Here is an 18032-nt window from a genome sequence, read left to right as displayed (position 1 = left end):
TTATTGGTTGGTCATGATCTTGTTTTAACAACTTAGTCTGGCCGCTTTGAGCGGCCTGACTGTTGTGGCGCTTACGGTCTCGCAGAGCTACTGCAAGTGCGGGCTCTGGAAGCCTAATTTTTTCAGGCCGGCTTTTACTTCGGGGCAACTCATGAACAGGTTCCACAGCATACCGGTGCGGTGGTTTTCCATCATCACTACAATCGGTCCCTGGTCGATGGCCAGGTAATGGGGCAGGTACCAGTTGGCGGTTTCGCTGAACGCATCGTAAAAGCCATAGGGTCCCCACAGTTTATCTTTCAAATCGTTGTACCAATGTTTCATGGCTGCCATCGACTGATCAGGTGTATAGGGGAATGATGACAATGCTGCTGTGGGTGATATTACTCCCAGGTCATTTTTATCGTCCGGGGCATGGGCTGCATATCCTTTTACAGAATAGCTGGCAGTGAGGCCCCAATTGTCGGGGCCATAGCCTTTGTACTTTTTAGGATTCGCGACGCACCACTCGTAGTTGGTGAGTGCCTGGTTTTTTGTTTCTTCCCAGTAATCGGCATACTGGTCTTTCAGTCCGCGCGGGTCGAGGCCGAGGTAGGAATAGTGTGCCCAGAACAGCGGGCCTCCATTGGGAGGGTTGCCCTGATGGCGCAGACCCAGTGTGTATTTGAATTTAACGCTGTCGGTTCCTGTTGTGATGGGTGGGTTGGCTTTTATCTTTCCATTCTCTGCCCATCCCTGGTGATACACTTCTGCAGGTATGCCATGAGTGGGCGAAGAAGCAGCCAACACATACATGATGAGACACTCGTTATAACCACGTACTGCAAAGTTCATTTCCCAGGCATAGGTGGGGCTCCAGTGCCAGTATAATACGTTCTTGCCATTACGGTACCAGTTGAAATCAACTTCTTTCCACAGCTTATCGATCTTTGCCGCCAGTTGTTTTTCTGCTTCGTTGCCATTGGCGAAGTATTGACGTACACACAGCAGTCCCTGCAACATGAAGGAGCTTTCCACCAGATCGCCACCATTGTCTTTCGTACCAAAGGGTTTCACTTTGCCCGTCTCGCCATTAATCCAATGCGACCAGACGCCGTGGAAGCGATCGGCTGTTTCGAGAAAGTGTACAATCTTTTCCAGTCTTTCTCTTCCCTCATCGCGGGTGATGAATCCTCTTTCAATACCTACAAGAATCGCCATCACGCCAAAGCCACTACCGCCACTCGTTACGATATGCTTATCATTATCAGGATATACGTTATCTGCGTGGAATCGCTCTCTTCCCATACCGCTGGTGGGCTCGGCTCCCTCCCAGAAGTACTGGAAGGTGCGTTCCTGCACAAGCCGGAACAGGGCCGTGTCACTTAGGTTGGCGTCACTCTTTGCCGTTGTGGATGTATCTGTACCGGAAGTGCCTTTGTCTGCTCCGTTTTCTGCAGAGCCACAGGCTACCCACATGGCAGCGGGCACGATCATCAATGCAATCAATTGCTTCATACGAATCATTGTATTATAAATAGGGTGCTGTAAATCCAAGGTTCTTCATGCCTGTTTTTACTTCGGGACAACTGGTGAACAGGTCCCACAGTAACCCGCTGCGATGATTCTCGATCATCACGATGATGGGTCCCTGATCGATGGCCAGGAATGTTTCTGCAAACCAGGTGTCTTTCAATGAGAAGGCATCGACAAAGCCGTATTCTTTCCAGAGTTTATCGCCTAATACATAATAATAGAATTTCAACGCTTTCATTGATTCTACGGGTGTATAGGGAAAGGACGACAAGGCTGCTGTGGGTGCAATGACGCCTACGTCATTGGTTGGCGAGCTGGCCGTGTAACCGCCGGAAATATCGCTTGCGGTAAGTCCCCAACAAGAGTCGCTATACCCAAAGTATCCTTGCGGGTTGGCGACGCAATAGTTATAGTTGATGAGTGTATGGTTCTTGTTTTGTGTTGTATAATTGGCCCAGGCATCGGTGAGGTTGTTGGGGTTGATGCCAAGGAATGAATAGTGGGCAAAGAACAACGGGCCGCCATAGGCCGGGCCTAATGGCAGCTGCAGGTTGTAGTAGCTATTGTTGTTTCTGAATGCGCCGTTGTTTGTCCAACCATTATCGTACACAATCTTAGGTATGGAAAAGCTGGTGGATGATGCTGCCAGTACATAGGTGATGAGGCATTCGTTCCAGCCGCGTATCGGCATGTTCATGTCCCAGTTGTAGTTGGGGCTCCAATGCCAATATAATACGTTTTCATTGTTTTTGCGGAACCAGCTCCATTCTACTTTGTTGCAGATCGTATTGATGTCGCTGCGCAAGGTGGTTTCTGCAGCATCGGCTGTATTGAAATACTGGCGGGCGCAAAGTAGACCTTGTATCAGATAAGAGGTTTCTACCAGATCGGCGCCATTGTCTTTTGTGCTGAAGGGAACAGCTGCTCCTGTTGCGCCATTAAGCCAGTGGGGGAAGGCTCCGTGAAAGGTGGTTGCATTGTTTTTAAGGAAGCCCGTTATTTTTTGCAAGCGGGTCAATCCTTCGGCACGTGTAATGAAGTTGCGGTGAATGGCTGTGATAATAGCCATGATGCCAAAGCCAGACCCTCCGGATGTAACCACGTCGCCGGATGTATTTCTTTCTCTTGCAAGGCCCGAAACAGGATGTCCAAAGTCCCAGAAGTATTTAAAGGTTTGTTGCTGTACTTTATCGAGTAGCTGTGCATCGGTGATGGCAGGGAACTTACGGGATGAATCTATTTTGGTGAGAAGGTTTATATCGATGCCCGATTGCAGGCTTGTATTTTCTTTGGACTTCAGCAAGGTAGTGAGCGTTACCGTGTATTGGGTGATCGATGTCAATGCTGTGGAAGGCTGTATTACCAATGTGCTATCGTTGTTTTCCAGGGCAACTGTATAGGCGACGGTAGTACCCGATTTGGCCCTGATGGTCAGGGCGTTGCTTACAGTAGCCTGGTTGACCTTTGTGTTGAAGGTGTATTTCAACACCGGCTGGTAGTTTACGTTGGTGTAAGTAAATCCATTGAACCGGCCATCTACTCTCAATGCGGAAAAGCTGAAAGAAGTTGGCGGTGCAGGTGGTGGCGCAGGGTTATCTCCTCCGCTTTTGCCACAACCAGCGCCTATCAGTATTAGGCATAGCAAGATAAAGTGGTTCCATTTCATCATTCGACAGCAATAAAAAGGGCATGAAGCATGCAGTGTATATTGCTGCATATTTCATGCCCTGTTGTTATATTATTTACCTCTTCCTTCCAATAGAACAAGGGCACTGATGTCGGCATCAGTGAGCGCCTTATTATAGATTCTTACCTCATCCAATCTTCCCGTGAGGAAGCTGGCCCATGATTCTGCGCCATGGCCGCTTGTGAGGCTGGGCGTAGTCATGAACTGGGATGCGCCGAATACCATTTTTCCACTGTTCAGGAAATTCAAAGCGCCTAATCCTGCCACTGTTTTTGTAGTGGACACGGAGCCGTTCACATAGAATTTGAAAGTGGATGTTGCCTGATCGTAGGACAGCACCAGGTGGCTCCATTTGGTATAGAAGCTTGGTATGCCATCTTTATCGATACCAATTTCGCTGGTGCCGTTGTTGATCACCTTGGCCCTGAATTTCATGGCATCGAGTGTTCCACCGTTTTCGAGGAACAACTCAATGTTGCCCCAAAACTGGCTGTTGTTGGAGAGGGCCACAAGGCCGGCTATACCTGCAGGGTGTAGCGGGCTATTGACCCAAAATGCAAGGGTAAAGCTATGCATGCTTGTGATGCCTGTGCTGGGCGTTGCCAGCACATAGCTGTTCAATGCGCCTTGCATGGCCTGTCCCTTATAACCGGGGGCAAAGCTGGTGCCCACGTTGGTGCCAGCCTGTCCGGAAACACTGTCTACCAGGTTGCCATCGAAGGACCAGTAGGCTACGAGGTTAGAAGGAGCTATTTCTTTGGAGCTGGTATATCCACCGATCGAAAGGGCCGGGGCATAGCTATCGGTATCGAATTTTTTATAGCAGGAGGTAAATAGTAAACCTGCTGCCGCAATGGCGAGCATGGGTTTAAAATTTTTGCTGTTCATATTAATGTGTTTAAATGCTGAATTAATAGCCGTTGTTTTGTGTCAATACACCGGCGCTGATGTCGATCTCTGCCTGTGGTATGGGCCATACTTCGTTCTTGTTGGCTTTCCATCCTTTGCCAGCAAACAAGGTAGCGGCACGTCCCTGACGGATGACATCGAAATACCTGTCATTTTCCATGGCCAGCTCTGCTCTTCTTTCTCTCCAGATGGCAGTGCGTAGTGCAGCCTGGTCGGTAGTAGTAACCGGCGGTAACACGGTGAGCGGCAGGGCTCCTCTTGCTCTTGTTCTTACTCTGTTGAGCGAGGTGAGGGCCAGGGTGGTATTGGCGCCGCCGATTTCGTTGGCAGCTTCAGCATTCATTAATAGTACTTCGGCAAAGCGCATAACCCGGAAGTTCTGTTGGCTTCCTTCGGTAAATCCAGCTACCATAAGGCTTTGGGGCACGTATGATTTTTGGTTGTACCGGGGATTATCGCCAGCTACGGGAATCGCATCGCCCTGTGGTGTAATCTCTCCTCTGAAAACGATCGTGGCATCTCTGCGCGGATCATCTGTTTCATAAGAGTTGGCGAGATCGGCTGTAGGAACGTTGAAACCCCAGCCCATACTGGGCGACATGCCCCGGATACCTTGTACCTGGGAGTATTGTGAGTTGGAGGCTTCTTTGTTATCTGGTATCAATGCAGCCTGTACTTCGAAGATGGATTCGATGTTGTTCTCATTTTGTATGCGGAACTGTTTTTCGTAATCGGGGAACAGGTCATAGCCGAGTGCCATCACCTGGTTGGTAAGTGCCAGCACCTGATCCCACTTCTTCTGGTACATGGAAACTTTCGCATGCAGGGCTAATGCAGCTCCTTTGGTAGCGTGGCCAACATCAGCAGGTCCGTAGTTCTGTGGCAGTGTGGCTGCAGCTTCTGTAAGGTCTTTTTCCATGGCTGCATATACATCGGCCTTCGGTGTTCTTGGAACGTTGAACTCAGAGGCATCTTTTGGAATAGTGAGCCTTAAGGGCACATCTCCAAATGCTCTTACCAGCCTGAAGTAACTATATGCCCGCAAGAACTTGGCTTCTGCGAGGTAGCGGTTCTTCAGGTTAGCATCCATTTCTATTTTAGGCACATTGTCCAGCACCTGGTTGCAATAGTTGATCTCCAGGTATTGTCCTTTCCAGAAGTCATATACCTGCCCGGAAGAGTTGGCCGAAGATGGTCCTACTGTAAAGTTGTCGAAGTCGTCGAGGTAGGAAGCATCACCGGTAGAGCTTCCTTTTTCTGCATCATCGGAACCAAGGTTTTCTACTGCTATCGTAGCAAATGCAACTTGCGGCCATGCGCGTAAATAAGCATACATGGCGTTGACGGCTTTGGCGGCATCGTCTGCATTGCGCCAGAATTGTTCAGAAGGCTGAGCACCTTCCAGCGGTACATCTATAAAGCTTTTGCTGCATCCATTTGCAGCGATCACGAGCACAGCTGCCAGCAAAGATGTTTTTATATTAATTCGTTTCATTGTAATTCGATTTTGAATTAGAAGCTAAGGTTTACGCCAAAGTTGTAGATGGCTGACAATGGATATACATTGGCATCTATACCAGATCCTGTGGGTCCACCTCCGATGATCTCGGGGGAGAAGCCGTTGTACTTGAAGAACGTAAATGGATTCTGGGCATTGACGAATACGCGCAGTCTTGAAACGGACCACTTGTTCATCAGTGTTCCGGGAAGTGTATATCCCAGCTGGATATTCCTGATCCGGAAATAATCGCCATCTTCTACAAAGAAGGAACTGGGCTTGGCGTTGTAGGTGCTTCCAATCTTAGCTGAAGGATAGGTGTTGGAAGTGCCCTGTCCATGCCAGCGATTGTCGAAGAATTCTTTGGAGAAGTTTTCATTACCATAGCGCCAGCCAATGTTGGCATTGTAAACCTGTACATCTGCTACGCCCTGGAAGTCGAGCGCGAGGTCGAATTGTTTATAGGTAACGGTGGTATTGATACCGTAGCTGTAGCGCGGGTTAGGATTGCCCAGCACTGCTCTATCGTATTTACCATCGATCACGCCATCGGGTTTTCCTTCGGGTCCGCTGATGTCTTCAAATTTGAAGTCACCTGCTTTTGCACCCCAGGGTGCTGCTTCTGCATCGGTTTGAAATACGCCTACAACTCTATATCCATAGAAGTGGCCAATGGGCTGTCCCAGTACCGTGCGGGTAGCCAATGATCCGTTGGCAAGTCCCTGACCACCGCCGTAAATGGGGTTGCCTCCGGTAACAGTAGACAGCACTTTGTTGTCGTTGATACCAAGGTTGGCGCTGATGCTGTATGTCCAGTCTTTGGCAACATTGTCTTTCCAGGACACGAGAAATTCCCATCCTCTGTTTTGATAGGTAGCCTGGTTACCAACGATGCTGCTTCCTGATACACCCAGTGAGCCCAGGATATCGATAGCGAAGATGGCGTCTTCAGTCTTGCGGTTGTACCAACCAATCTCTGCACTCAACTTATTGTTCAACAAGGATGCTTCGATGGCGATATCTGTACCTACGCTTTTTTCCCAGAATGTAGTGGGGGGAACGATCTTATCGATGCTGGCACCGGTAAATATCTGGTTGCCGAACACTGCGATAAGAGCATTGGTTTGTGTTACTGATTGTACTGACAGGTTAGCTGGCACAGAGGCGTTACCTACTTTACCCCAGCTTGCCCGCAGTTTCAGGTTGTTGAAGAGGTCCTGATTCTCCATGAAGCTTTCGTTGCTGATCACCCAGCCGATACCTACTGCAGGGAAATATCCCCACTTGTCGGAGCCGGAGAATTTGGAAGAACCATCAGCACGGAAAGACGCTGTCAGCAAATATTTATTCTGGAATGAATAGTTCAACCGACCGAAATAAGATGAGATCGTACTAAATAATGGATAGTTGGGATAATCTGCATCTTGTATGTTGCGGTTGTTGCCGAGGCTCAGGTATTCAAAGTTGCGTCCGTTGGGTACGTTTTGCGCTGACCCTATTTGTTTGGTGAACCTGTATGATTGTGCTCCCTGACCGGCCAGTACTTTTATGGAGTGATCTCCAAACTTCCTGTCGTACGTGATCGTGTTTTCCAATATCCAGTTGCGGGTGTGTTCATCAGTCAGCGTGAGGCTGCTGATGTCATTACGCAGGCTGGGACCGAGGTTGTACACGGGGCGATAGTTGCGTACGTGCTGATCGGTGTACTCACCTCCGATGCTGGAGCGAAGGGTGAAATACCTGGCTACTTTCAACTCAGCAAACACGTTGCCGGTACCGCGGTATTGTCTTGTATCCTGATCGAAGTAATCGATAGTAACCTGTGGATTGTACTTAGCGCCATCTCCGAGGGGGAAGTCGCCTGGATCGCCATAGCTGCCATCCTGATAGAATACAGGCAATACAGGATAAGCTGAGTACAGCTGCCTGAAGATGCCTCCGTCAATATCGTCTGACTTGCTATAGGCTCCGGTAAGGGTGTACCCAACTTTAAGTGGTTTTGCTACCATGAACTCTTGTTGGAGACGCAGGGTATAGCGCTGGTAGTTGTTGGTTTCCACGATACCATCCTGGTTGAGGTAACCAAAAGACAAATTATAGTTCGACTTTTCAGCGCCGCCGGATACGGAGATCTGGTGGTTGGTGATGAGTGCATTCCGGAGTGCCTGGTGATACCAGTCGGTGCCTGCTCCAAATTTGGAAGGATCAAGTACCTGCGTGCCTTCTTTTTCATTGATAAGGGTAGCATATTGGTTGGCATTGGCCATTTCGATCTGGTTGGTCACTTTTTGGTATCCTACATAGCCATTGTAGTTGACCTGTGCTTTGCCTGATTTTCCTTTTTTAGTAGTGATGAGCACAACGCCGTTGGCTGCTCTGATACCGTAGATGGATTCGCTGGAAGCGTCTTTCAGGATGCTCAAGCTTTCGATATCGGCCGGGTTGAGGAAGCTGATGTTATCAAACCAAACTCCATCTACTACATACAGGGGGCTGGTGCTTCCGAATACTGTACCTACGCCCCTGATCCTGATCTCCGGTGAAGCACCGGGTGCTCCTGAGTTGGTGATCTGTACGCCAGCTACTTTACCTTGTAAAGCGCTGATTGGATTGACTGACGCCTGTTTGGATATTTCTTCTCCTTTGATATTTGTCACGGCTCCTGTAACATCTATTTTACGCTGTGAGCCATATCCTACTACTACTACCTGCTCCAAGGGTGTATCAGCAGCCTGCAGTGTAATATTGATGGAAGTTTGTCCTGCTACTGCCACCTCCTGGGTAGTGTAGCCTACAGAAGAGAAGATCAGCGTGGCATTGTCAGGGACTGTAATGGTAAATGAACCATTGGCATCTGTAGAGGTGCCGGCATTGCTGCCTTTCACCCGAACTGAAACGCCTGATATGGGTGCGCCGGTAGAGTCGGTGACCCGGCCGGTAACCTGCGCCGGCTGTATGATGGTATTCATCCGCTTCAACACTACGAGGTTGCTGTTGAGCACTTCATAGGTTAAAGAGGTGTTTTCCAATATCCTGTTTATCACAGACAATACTTCTTCATTATTGGCAGTGATATTTACTTTCTGGTCTGCAGGAATCAGGCTTTGATTGTACAAAAAACGATAGTTAGTCTTTTTCTCTATAGCCGAGAGGACTTTTTTGAAGTCGGCTGATTGCATGTTCAGGGAGATCCGGGATTGGGAGTAGACTCCGGCTGACACATGCAGGCAACTGACCAGAAGAATGACAACCGTTAATTTCATGATAAATGCAAGCTTTAAAAGGTTAGGCCTCCCGAAGAAATCGGGAAAAGTCCTTATTTTTTTCATACTTTAAGCATTGAAAAAGGTTATAAAATGGTACCTGCAACTTTCCGAGGGTTGTGAGCATACCGAGACTTTTTTCGATCACAAACGGGATCCTGCGTCAACGGGGTCCTGTTTGCTTTTTAGCAGTTTTCTTTTATGTACTATTGATCTGGAGCATTGGCAACATGAGTTTTCGTTAGTAATTGTTATCGGGAAATAGTAATCGTTTTGCCCTGGAATTTATAATTAAAGGAGCCGGTTATTTTTAGTGCCCGCATCGCATCTTCAATGGTCTCTTCTTCGAATACCCCGGTAAAGCGTAAGGCTCCAATACGCTCATCTGAAAAATGTATGACCACACCATACCAGCGTTCCATCTTCACCGCTAAATCTTTGAAGGACTCGTCTTCAAATACCAGTTTGTTTTCTACCCAGGAGGTTTCGATGATGGTACTGTCTTCTTTCTGATAGGTGAGGTGACGGATTGCGACCAGTGGCTCCACATTTTCTTTGTGTGCCTTCGGCGTATTGCTTACGGCTGTAAAGGTGTCCCTATTGGCCACCACTATTTTTTCATTGGGTTTGAGGATTATTTTCTGGGACGGACGGTCTTTCAACGACACTTCAATGCTGCCGTGAATGAGTGCAGCTTCGGTGGCTTCGTCATTTGGATATGACTTTACGTTGAATTGTGTACCTAATACTTTTACATCCATTTTTTCGGTGTGAATGATAAAAGGTTTTTTCTCATTTCTTACTACATCAAAGTATCCTTCACCAGTGAGTGTTACTTCGCGCAGGGCGTTGTTGAACTCTTTGTCATAAGTAAGCTTGCTACCAGCGTTGAGCCACACTTTTGTTCCGTCCGGCAATTGCACCCTGGTCCGGGACCCTTGCCGGGTGGTGATCTCACTAGCCGGGCTTTTGTCGATCAGGGAAGCTGTTTCGGGGGATGGTTGTTGCCCCCAATAAAAAAAACAGGCCACCGTGATCATTGCCGCTGCTGCTACCCACCATATATGCCGACGCCTGGAAGGTCTGCGTGATCCTTCCAGCAACAGGGCGTTGTCTTCCTGGCCCTGACCGATCGTTATGCCCATTTCCTGCATACGGGTTATGTGTTGCTGATAACTGGTATGCAGGGTGTCGTCCTCCGGGGGCTGTGGCTCATGGTGCCACAGGTCGGTAACGGCCTGGACCGGGAAGTGGAGCTCCGGATGGGTACGTAATAGTTGCTCCAGTTCTCCTAATTCATCATCAGAAGCCTCGTCTGCGAGTTTCCGCGCCATCAGTTCCCAAATGCGTTCAGTAGACATAAGGCGGTTGGTTGCTTGTCGATTGTTTGGTTGTTATCTTATTAAGGAGCCGGGTTTTAGGGCAATCCCCTAAAGGGGGAGGAAATATTTTTTGGGAAAAGTTGAAAGGTTGAGAAGTTGATAAGGCGAAAACCGGTTGGAGGGTTGAAAAGGGAATATAGCGTAGTAACTGACGTGGTTTGAAAGTTGACGAATCGGGAGATTCCTGGTAAAGAATGCAGAAACTCTTAAAAAGTGGTCAGAATCGGATGACCTTTTTGAGGTTGACGTTGATGGCTTTGCCAATTTTGCCGAGGGCTATGGCCAATTGGTTGTCAATGGTTTTGACGGAAATGCCGAGGATCTCGGCTGCTTCTTTGTAGCGGAGTCCATCTTCCTTGATGAGTTTGTATACCAGTTTGCAGCGGGGTGGCAGGTGCATGATGGCCTGGTCTACGCGGGCCAGCATTTCGGCCGTCATCATCAGCTGCTCGGGGTTGTTATACTGGCTTTCGAGCTCCACCTGCAGGTCGTCGAGTGTGATGGCCACTCTTTTTTGCTGCCTGAGCAGGTATTTGAGGGCTGCATTTTTGGTGCTTATATATAGGTATACTTTGAGGTTATGTATCTCTTCGAGGGTGGCGCGGCGTTGCCAGATACTGATAAAAACATCGGAAACGATCTCTTCGGACATCTCGTGGGAATGGCAGAGGGTGTGTGCAAACCGGAGCAGGGGCTTATAGAACAGGCAGAAGAGCTCTTTGTAAGCAGCTTCATCGTCGTATAATGCAATACGACGCTGGATTTCCTTCATGTAAGCAAGCTTTGACATAGCAACCGGCTATTTAAAGACCATCCTTCTTGCAGCAGTGCTGCCTGCACAAGTTAAATCAAAAAATAAAGCAGATTTCTTCCCCATAGTTACTGAATTTGTCTAATTTTGCTCCTCGCCGGAAATTCCGGCTTAATCTTCTAACTTACAGTTAGAAAGATCATTGGTTCGATAGTTCTTTTATTTCAAAATATTCCTCCTTACGGAGAGGGCCCTTAGCTCAGTCGGTTAGAGCATCCCGACCATAGGTCGGGAGGGTCGAAGGTTCGATAGTTCTTTTATTTAAAATATTTTCTCCTTACGGAGAGGGGCCCTTAGCTCAGTCGGTTAGAGCACCTGACTCATAATCAGGGGGTCGTTGGTTCGATACCAACAGGGCCCACACATTAAAAGTTGCCGGATGGCCTTTTTCGTGTACATCCTATATTCCGAAAAACTGGATAAGTATTACATCGGTGCTACAGAAAATGTGGAAGAAAGATTAGCCAAGCACTTGTGTAATCATCGCGGATTTACCGGAAAAGCTGCAGATTGGAGCATTCGTTTGACTGAATTCTACCCGGATAAAACAGCTGCCCTGAAAAGGGAGAAACAGCTTAAAAGCTGGAAAAGCAGACTACGAATTGAACAACTCATCGAAAAGAGTACACATAAGGTTACATCTTAAGTAAGTGCTCACAGCTTTCTGCTGTGAGTTTTTTTCTTTAACCTTTCATTAACCGTTCGTAGGATACTTTTGATCAACTTATTAATCTGGTATGAAAAAAATCCTGACGCTTTTTATTTCCCTGGCCTGTATGACTGCTGTTATGGCCCAGGACTCGACCTCAACTACCGTTACCCCCAAAAAGAAGAAGAAAGACTGGAGCAAGATCAGGCTTACCAACCGGCCCAATGACCACCTTATGCTTCAACTGGGTTACAATGGCTGGTCTCAAATACCAGATACTATTAATACCAAAGGTCTTTCCCGCAGCTTCAATCTTTATTTCATGTTTGACCTTCCCTTTAAAAGCGACCCGCGCTTCAGCGTAGGGATCGGTGCAGGGGTTGGTACCGACAATATGTTCTTTGATAAAATGGATATCGACATCACTGGTCGCCGGGCTAACACGCTTGGCTTCAAGAACGTAGCCGATACCAACCATTTCAAGAAATACAAGCTGGGTACTACTTTCCTGGAAGCTCCTATCGAGTTGCGTTTCGTGTCAAACCCCGAGAACACCAACAAGAGCTGGAAATTTGCTGTAGGCGGTAAGATCGGAACCCTGATGAGCGCTCATATCAAAGGAAAGACCTTCCAGAACAGGAGTGGCAATACCCTCAACGCTTATACACTGAAAGAAAAGTCTAAAAGATACTTCAATGGCACCCGCCTCAGTGTTACCGGCCGCGTAGGTTATGGCGCGCTGAGCCTGTATGGCAGCTACCAGATCAACGCCTTTATCAAGGAAGGATTCGGCCCCGATGTACGCCCCTTCCAGATCGGTTTGACACTGAGCGGCTTGTAACTGCAGACTTGAAGGATTAACTGGATTTCGTTGAGATATATTATTGAAAGGAGACAGTGAACGCTGTCTCCTTTTTTGTTTTAGGACATGAGCGACCGGGTAGCCAACAGGCTCATTACCGCCATTGGATTTATTATGGTTATTTTTGCACACAAAATTTTAGTCATTTGTTAGAGAACAAGAACATTATTCAAAAGGAAGAGAAAGCGGTGCTTGCCGGTCTTGTCTATAAGACCCAAACGGAGGAACAGGTAAAGGAATACCTCGAAGAGCTGGCCTTCCTGGCGGAAACAGCCGGCGCAACAGCCGTAAAACGTTACATCCAAAAGCTGCCGCACCCCGACAGCAAGACTTTTCTGGGAAAAGGAAAGCTGGAAGAGATCAAGAATTTTATCACGGGTAAGGATATCAACCTGATCATTTTTGACGATGAGCTTACGGGCTCTCAGATCACGAATATTGAAAAGGTGCTTGAAATAAAGGTTATCGATCGTTCGGACCTTATTCTGGACATCTTCGCCCGCCGGGCCAAAACCGCCCAGGCGAAAACGCAGGTGGAACTGGCGCAATATCAATACCTGCTGCCCCGCCTGAAGGGTATGTGGAAACACCTGGAAAGGTTAGGTGGCGGTATCGGTACCAGGGGACCTGGTGAAACGGAAATCGAGACTGACCGTCGTATCGTAAAGGACAAGATCGCTCTGCTGCGCAGGCGGCTGGGCGAGATCGACAAGCAGGCATTTATTCAACGAAAGGACCGGGGTGAATTTATCCGTGTGTCGCTGGTGGGCTATACCAACGTGGGCAAATCGACCATCATGAACCTGTTGAGCAAGAGTGATGTGTTTGCCGAGAATAAGCTGTTCGCTACGCTGGAAACTACCACTCGCAAGGTGGTGTTTGAACAAACGCCTTTCCTGTTGAGTGATACGGTTGGTTTTATCCGCAAGCTACCTCACCATCTTGTAGAGAGCTTTAAGAGTACGCTGGATGAGGTCCGGGAAGCCGATATCTTATTGCATGTAGTAGATATTTCTCATCCGCAATACGAGGACCAGATCGGCGTGGTGAATCAGACGCTGACGGAGATGAAAGCATATGACAAACCCGTCATTACCATCTTCAACAAGATGGATATGTACGAAAAGAACACTTTCGACCCCTGGCTGGAAGAGGAGGTGAAGGTAGAGATCGTGAAAGAGCTGAAGGAACGCTGGGAAAATACTTTACAGGGTAATTGTGTATTCATTTCTGCGCTGGAAAGGCGCAATGTTGAAGAACTGCGCAACACTATTCTCAATAAAGTGAAGGAGCTGTACCAGATACGTTATCCTTACAAGACTACTTACTTCTAATGGAGGGTACAGCGGACAAAAAATACAAATGGCACAAGATTGCTGAAAGTGAAGCCGAACTGTCTATGGGTGATAACCTTATTGCCGTGGTAGAGGTATCCGGCAAGAAGCTATGCATTGGCAAGCACCAACAGGAATGGTTTGGCTTCGCTTATAAATGCCCTCATGCCAGTGGCATTATGGCAGACGGGTATATCGATGCGATCGGCAATGTAGTATGCCCGCTGCACCGCTATAAATTCAGCATTAAAAATGGACGTAATGTCAGTGGGGAAGGTTATTATCTTAAAACTTATCCTGTAGAGCAGCGACCTGACGGCTTTTTTGTTGGCCTGCCGGATAGCGGCCTCTTCAACTTCTGGTAGTTTTTCCGTTGAAATAATTTCCCAATTTCGTCGTGTCACCAAGTCATGTTGTAGATAAACTATCGTGTTTGGTAGTCTTTAATCAAGGCTTAATCCGCAGGTGATGTTCCGATAACACTGGCGCCCGATTTTTGATGGTATTTTACTAAAATCGGGTCAATGAATTTCTGGCAGCTGCTTGAGGCGATCGATAAAGATGTTTTCACATTTATAAACGTTGACGCGTCAGCGCCATGGCTCGATGGATTCATGAAACTTCTTCGCAATGCGACCGTTTGGATACCTCTGTATGCTTTCATGGTTTACTGGATCATAAAATCGGGCAGGAAATATGCCTGGCAGTTTATCCTGTTGACCGTCGTTACTTTTGCCCTCAATGATTTTATCAGTGCCAAGATGCTGAAGCCCTGGTTTGAACGCTTAAGGCCTTGTTTTGATCCCGAATTACAAGGTGTTGTACGCAGCCTCGTAGGCTGTGGCGGTCAATATGGTTTTCCTTCTTCGCATGCAGCCAATCACTTCGGGCTGGCCATGTTCTGGTTCTACTCTATTCAGCTCATCAATGGCAAACGGTGGCATTGGCTGTGGTTGTGGGCTTTTATGATCGGGTATGCCCAGATCTATGTTGGCAAGCATTTCCCCTTAGATATTATCGGAGGCGCCATTATGGGCATCACCATAGGGTACTTATTGGCGCGGATATTCCAGCTGTGGTGTTTTCCTTCAAAATCCGGCTCTGAATCCGGCTTCTCCAAACTGGCCAAGGGATAGTTCTCATTTTAAAGCCACGATTGTTGTGTAGCTTTTATAACTTCCGTTTCCAATCGAATACGTATTATGACTGTATTACCGGTGCTCCCCGCGCCTGAAAAAAAATGGCTGCAGTTCTTTATTGGACTGGCTGTTTTCGTGAATTTCAGCGGTTTGTTTGTTACGCTTATGGCTCCTGATGCGGCAGTGTATGCGGCTATCTCGAAGAACATGCTGCTGCGCAATGATTATTTTGAGCTTTATCTCGAGGGGGGCGACTGGCTCGACAAGCCTCACTTCCCTTTCTGGGTAACGGCTTTCTTCTTCAAGGTATTTGGTGTTCATACCTGGTCGTACAAACTGCCGGGTATCTTGTTTGTGCTACTGGGTGCCTGGTATACGTATCGTTTTGCCCGGGAAAAGTTTAATGAAACGGTGGCGTTGTGGTCGGTGTTCATTTTTCTTACTGCAGAGCATATCATCTTATCAAGCAATGACGTACGCGCCGAACCTTTTCTTTCAGGGTTGATCATTGCCGGTATTTATCACTTTTATAAGGCGACCGAGGCGCGGTGGTTTGGCCACCTTGTAGCGGGTAGCTTGTTTGCCGCCTGCGCAGCCATGACAAAAGGTATTTTCACGCTCATCCCTATTGGCGGCGCGGTGGTAGTGCATCTGGCGCTATGCCGGCAATGGAAGCAGTTATTCAACCTGAAATGGGCTTTGGCCATTATCCTTACGCTGATATTCCTGTTCCCTGAACTGTATAGTCTTTGGTACCAGTTTGATGCGCATCCGGAAAAAGTTGTATTTGGGCAGACAGGTGTTTCAGGCATCCGTTTCTTTTTCTGGGACAGCCAGTTTGGTCGCTTTATGAACACCGGTCCTATTAAGGGTAACGGTGATCTGTTTTTCTTTGTGCACACGTTGTTGTGGGCTTTCCTCCCCTGGTCCTTGCTGATGTATTATGCTTTATTCAGGAAAATCAGGAGCACCTGGAAGAGAGATGCTGCCACACCAGTGGAGTTTTATACATTGGGAGGCAGCCTGCTGATCTTATTGGTGTTTTCGGTTTCCAAGTTCCAGTTGCCGCACTATGCCAATATCATCTTTCCCTTGCTGGCCATCATCACTGCCCAGTATCTGCCTTTATTATCCAACAAGCTAATAAAGTTTTTTACTGTAACGCAATACATTATCTTGGTGGTAGCGGTATTGCTGGTGATCCTCCTGCAAGTGCTTTATCAACCAGCCACTCCTTCCTGGGTGCTGATCGTTATTATCGTGGCGTTGTTTGGTTTAATGCTTTTCCTGCCTCGCTGGTTACAAACCACTAAGTTTAGTCTGTTGCTTTATCGTTGTGGGCTGGCTATTTTTATTGTCAACCTCTATCTCAATTGGGTATTCTATCCCGATCTGTTACATTATCAAACAGGTAGTGAAGCTGCTTTTTACCTGAATAAAAATATTCCCGACAGCAGTATCACTAATCTTGATCCTCATACCAATGCGTTGGAGTTTTATGTAAACAATCCTTATATCAAAAAGGATACAAATATTGTAAAGGCTTCAGACCCCCGTTTGCAATATGGCTTGTGGTATGTGTCGCAGGAAGAACTGGAGCTGATGAAGAATCACAACTACCATTATGAAGTGGTGAAGGAATGGGATTATTATCCTGTAACGCGTCTTACCTTGCCTTTCGTCAATAAAAGTACACGCGCTAAAGCGATGAAGAAACGATATATCATCCGGGTAATTCCTTATTGAATTCCTTGCTCTGTGAGGTATTGACGCAGACGCGTTTCTACCCAGACAGGAGAGATGCCTGTGATGCAAGGCCGCGTGACGCAAGTTGTTTTGCGGTGATTGGCAGCGCTTACGCAGGGTGAACAGGGCAGTCCAAGGTAGAATGGCTCTGAGTTGCCCAGGGAGCCGTACAGTGCCGGCGTTTCAGGTCCAAATAATACAAATACTTTCAGGGGTGTTACCGATGCAAAGTGTGCAGGTCCCGAATCATTGGTAAGCATAAAGGTGCTAAGGGTATATAGCGGCACCAGCTCTTCAAACAGGAAAGTTCCAGCCGAGTTGACACATCTTTTGTGATCAACCATACCCACCACCTTCTGCACATATTCTTTTTCGGAAGGGGCGCCGGTGGCTACGATCAACACATTATCAAAAGTATTCAGCACCCCTCGTGCCACTGCTGCAAAGTTTTCCTGCTGCCACCTGCGCTGGGGCAACAGGTCGGACGCGTTGGCATTAAACAACAGGATCGCTTCTCCTTTCCAATCGGGGTATAAGCCTTTTATTTTTTCCTGTACAGGCGTAAGGGTATGAGTGGGCACTTCAGCCTGTGCGAGCTTTATATCCTCCTTCGTTACAACTTGTGTAGCATAAGGATTTTCAAAATGCCCCAGGGCTTTATTGATGAGGGAAACAAAATTAACTGCTATGTGTACATGGGAGTTGTAACGAACAGGTTGGTTAATAACATTGAACCTGTGCAATCCCTCATCATGGAAGCTGGCAAAGCCAATCCGGTGACGGGCACCACTAAAAAAGCCCAACATCGCTGTAAAGCGGGAAAACAGTTCCAGGTCGATTACCGTGGTTATCTTTTTCGACCAGCACCAGGACATGAAACGGAGCACATCTTTGAAAAGGGTGAGCAGGTTGGTGGCATCCATCACAAAGATATTCTCAGCAGGAACGGTGTTGAGGATCTTAAGGCTCTTAACGTTGCTCTTAAAAATAACAAAGTAGATATCTGATGGGCCTTCCTGCTTCAATTTGCGCATCGCCGGGTCGGCGATTACGGCACTACCCATTTCCGATAGCTCGATAAACAACACACGGCGGGTATCTGGCTTTGCTCTCCGTCCTCCACGCAGTACATCAACTATATAAACAAAAGGACTGATCAAAAAACACAAGAGTACTCCTACTTTCGTGTCGATCATGCGCATTGTATCTACCTTCATAGCAACAGCCTATAAATCAG

General features: G+C 47.5%; 14 protein-coding genes and 1 tRNA gene. 7 read left to right on the top strand and 8 right to left on the bottom strand.

The window, feature by feature from the left end; genetic code table 11:
* Positions 1-87: 87 nt before the first annotated feature.
* The 7 genes from AC5JBY_RS05490 to AC5JBY_RS05460 form a co-directional block, all read right to left on the bottom strand.
* Positions 88-1497 carry a glucoamylase family protein gene (locus AC5JBY_RS05490; protein ID WP_495903555.1) on the bottom strand — a complete coding sequence of 470 codons (1410 nt, stop codon included), beginning with the start codon at positions 1495-1497 and terminating at the stop codon, positions 88-90.
* A gap of 13 nt (positions 1498-1510) precedes the next feature.
* Positions 1511-3184, bottom strand: a complete 1674-nt coding sequence (locus AC5JBY_RS05485; RefSeq protein ID WP_495903554.1) for a glucoamylase family protein — start codon at positions 3182-3184, stop codon at positions 1511-1513.
* A gap of 69 nt (positions 3185-3253) precedes the next feature.
* A complete protein-coding gene (locus AC5JBY_RS05480; protein ID WP_495903553.1) occupies positions 3254-4090 on the bottom strand; it encodes a LamG domain-containing protein in 837 nt (278 codons plus the stop codon).
* Between the two features lie 22 nt (positions 4091-4112).
* On the bottom strand, positions 4113-5606 hold the full coding sequence (locus tag AC5JBY_RS05475) for a RagB/SusD family nutrient uptake outer membrane protein (RefSeq protein WP_495903552.1): 1494 nt from the start codon (positions 5604-5606) through the stop codon (positions 4113-4115).
* Positions 5607-5623: 17 nt separating this feature from the next.
* Positions 5624-8872, bottom strand: coding sequence for a TonB-dependent receptor (locus AC5JBY_RS05470; protein WP_495903551.1), 3249 nt, complete (start codon positions 8870-8872; stop codon positions 5624-5626).
* 251 nt (positions 8873-9123) lie between these two features.
* Positions 9124-10233, bottom strand: coding sequence for a FecR family protein (locus AC5JBY_RS05465; protein WP_495903550.1), 1110 nt, complete (start codon positions 10231-10233; stop codon positions 9124-9126).
* A 238-nt stretch (positions 10234-10471) separates the two neighbouring features.
* On the bottom strand, positions 10472-11044 hold the full coding sequence (locus AC5JBY_RS05460) for an RNA polymerase sigma factor (RefSeq protein WP_495903549.1): 573 nt from the start codon (positions 11042-11044) through the stop codon (positions 10472-10474).
* Positions 11045-11352: 308 nt separating this feature from the next.
* On the opposite strand from AC5JBY_RS05460, the gene AC5JBY_RS05455 reads away from it, so the two are divergent.
* The 7 genes from AC5JBY_RS05455 to AC5JBY_RS05425 all read left to right on the top strand — a co-directional run bounded on the left by AC5JBY_RS05455 (position 11353) and on the right by AC5JBY_RS05425 (position 16795).
* Positions 11353-11426 (top strand) — tRNA-Ile (locus AC5JBY_RS05455).
* Positions 11427-11444: 18 nt separating this feature from the next.
* Positions 11445-11711, top strand: a complete 267-nt coding sequence (locus tag AC5JBY_RS05450) for a GIY-YIG nuclease family protein (RefSeq protein WP_495903548.1) — start codon at positions 11445-11447, stop codon at positions 11709-11711.
* A gap of 91 nt (positions 11712-11802) precedes the next feature.
* Positions 11803-12555: a porin family protein gene (locus tag AC5JBY_RS05445; RefSeq protein WP_495903547.1), complete on the top strand. Its 753-nt coding sequence runs from the start codon at positions 11803-11805 to the stop codon at positions 12553-12555.
* A gap of 167 nt (positions 12556-12722) precedes the next feature.
* Complete coding sequence (gene hflX / locus AC5JBY_RS05440; RefSeq protein ID WP_495903546.1) at positions 12723-13910, top strand: GTPase HflX; 1188 nt, start codon at positions 12723-12725, stop codon at positions 13908-13910.
* A complete protein-coding gene (locus AC5JBY_RS05435) occupies positions 13910-14275 on the top strand; it encodes a Rieske (2Fe-2S) protein (RefSeq protein ID WP_495903545.1) in 366 nt (121 codons plus the stop codon). The genes hflX and AC5JBY_RS05435 overlap by 1 nt, the downstream gene beginning before the upstream one ends.
* A gap of 159 nt (positions 14276-14434) precedes the next feature.
* Positions 14435-15046 carry a phosphatase PAP2 family protein gene (locus AC5JBY_RS05430; protein ID WP_495903544.1) on the top strand — a complete coding sequence of 204 codons (612 nt, stop codon included), beginning with the start codon at positions 14435-14437 and terminating at the stop codon, positions 15044-15046.
* A 66-nt stretch (positions 15047-15112) separates the two neighbouring features.
* Entirely contained in the window at positions 15113-16795 is a 1683-nt protein-coding gene (locus AC5JBY_RS05425; protein ID WP_495903543.1) for an ArnT family glycosyltransferase, read from the top strand.
* On the opposite strand, the gene AC5JBY_RS05420 is transcribed toward AC5JBY_RS05425, so the two are convergent.
* Positions 16789-18012, bottom strand: a complete 1224-nt coding sequence (locus tag AC5JBY_RS05420) for a glycosyltransferase family 9 protein (protein WP_495903542.1) — start codon at positions 18010-18012, stop codon at positions 16789-16791. The genes AC5JBY_RS05425 and AC5JBY_RS05420 overlap by 7 nt on opposite strands.
* Positions 18013-18032 lie beyond the last annotated feature (20 nt).

It is taken from the genome of Paraflavitalea sp., from assembly GCF_059502485.1.
Note: the sequence above shows the minus strand (reverse complement) of the source record. Positions and strands in the feature narration are given on the sequence as shown.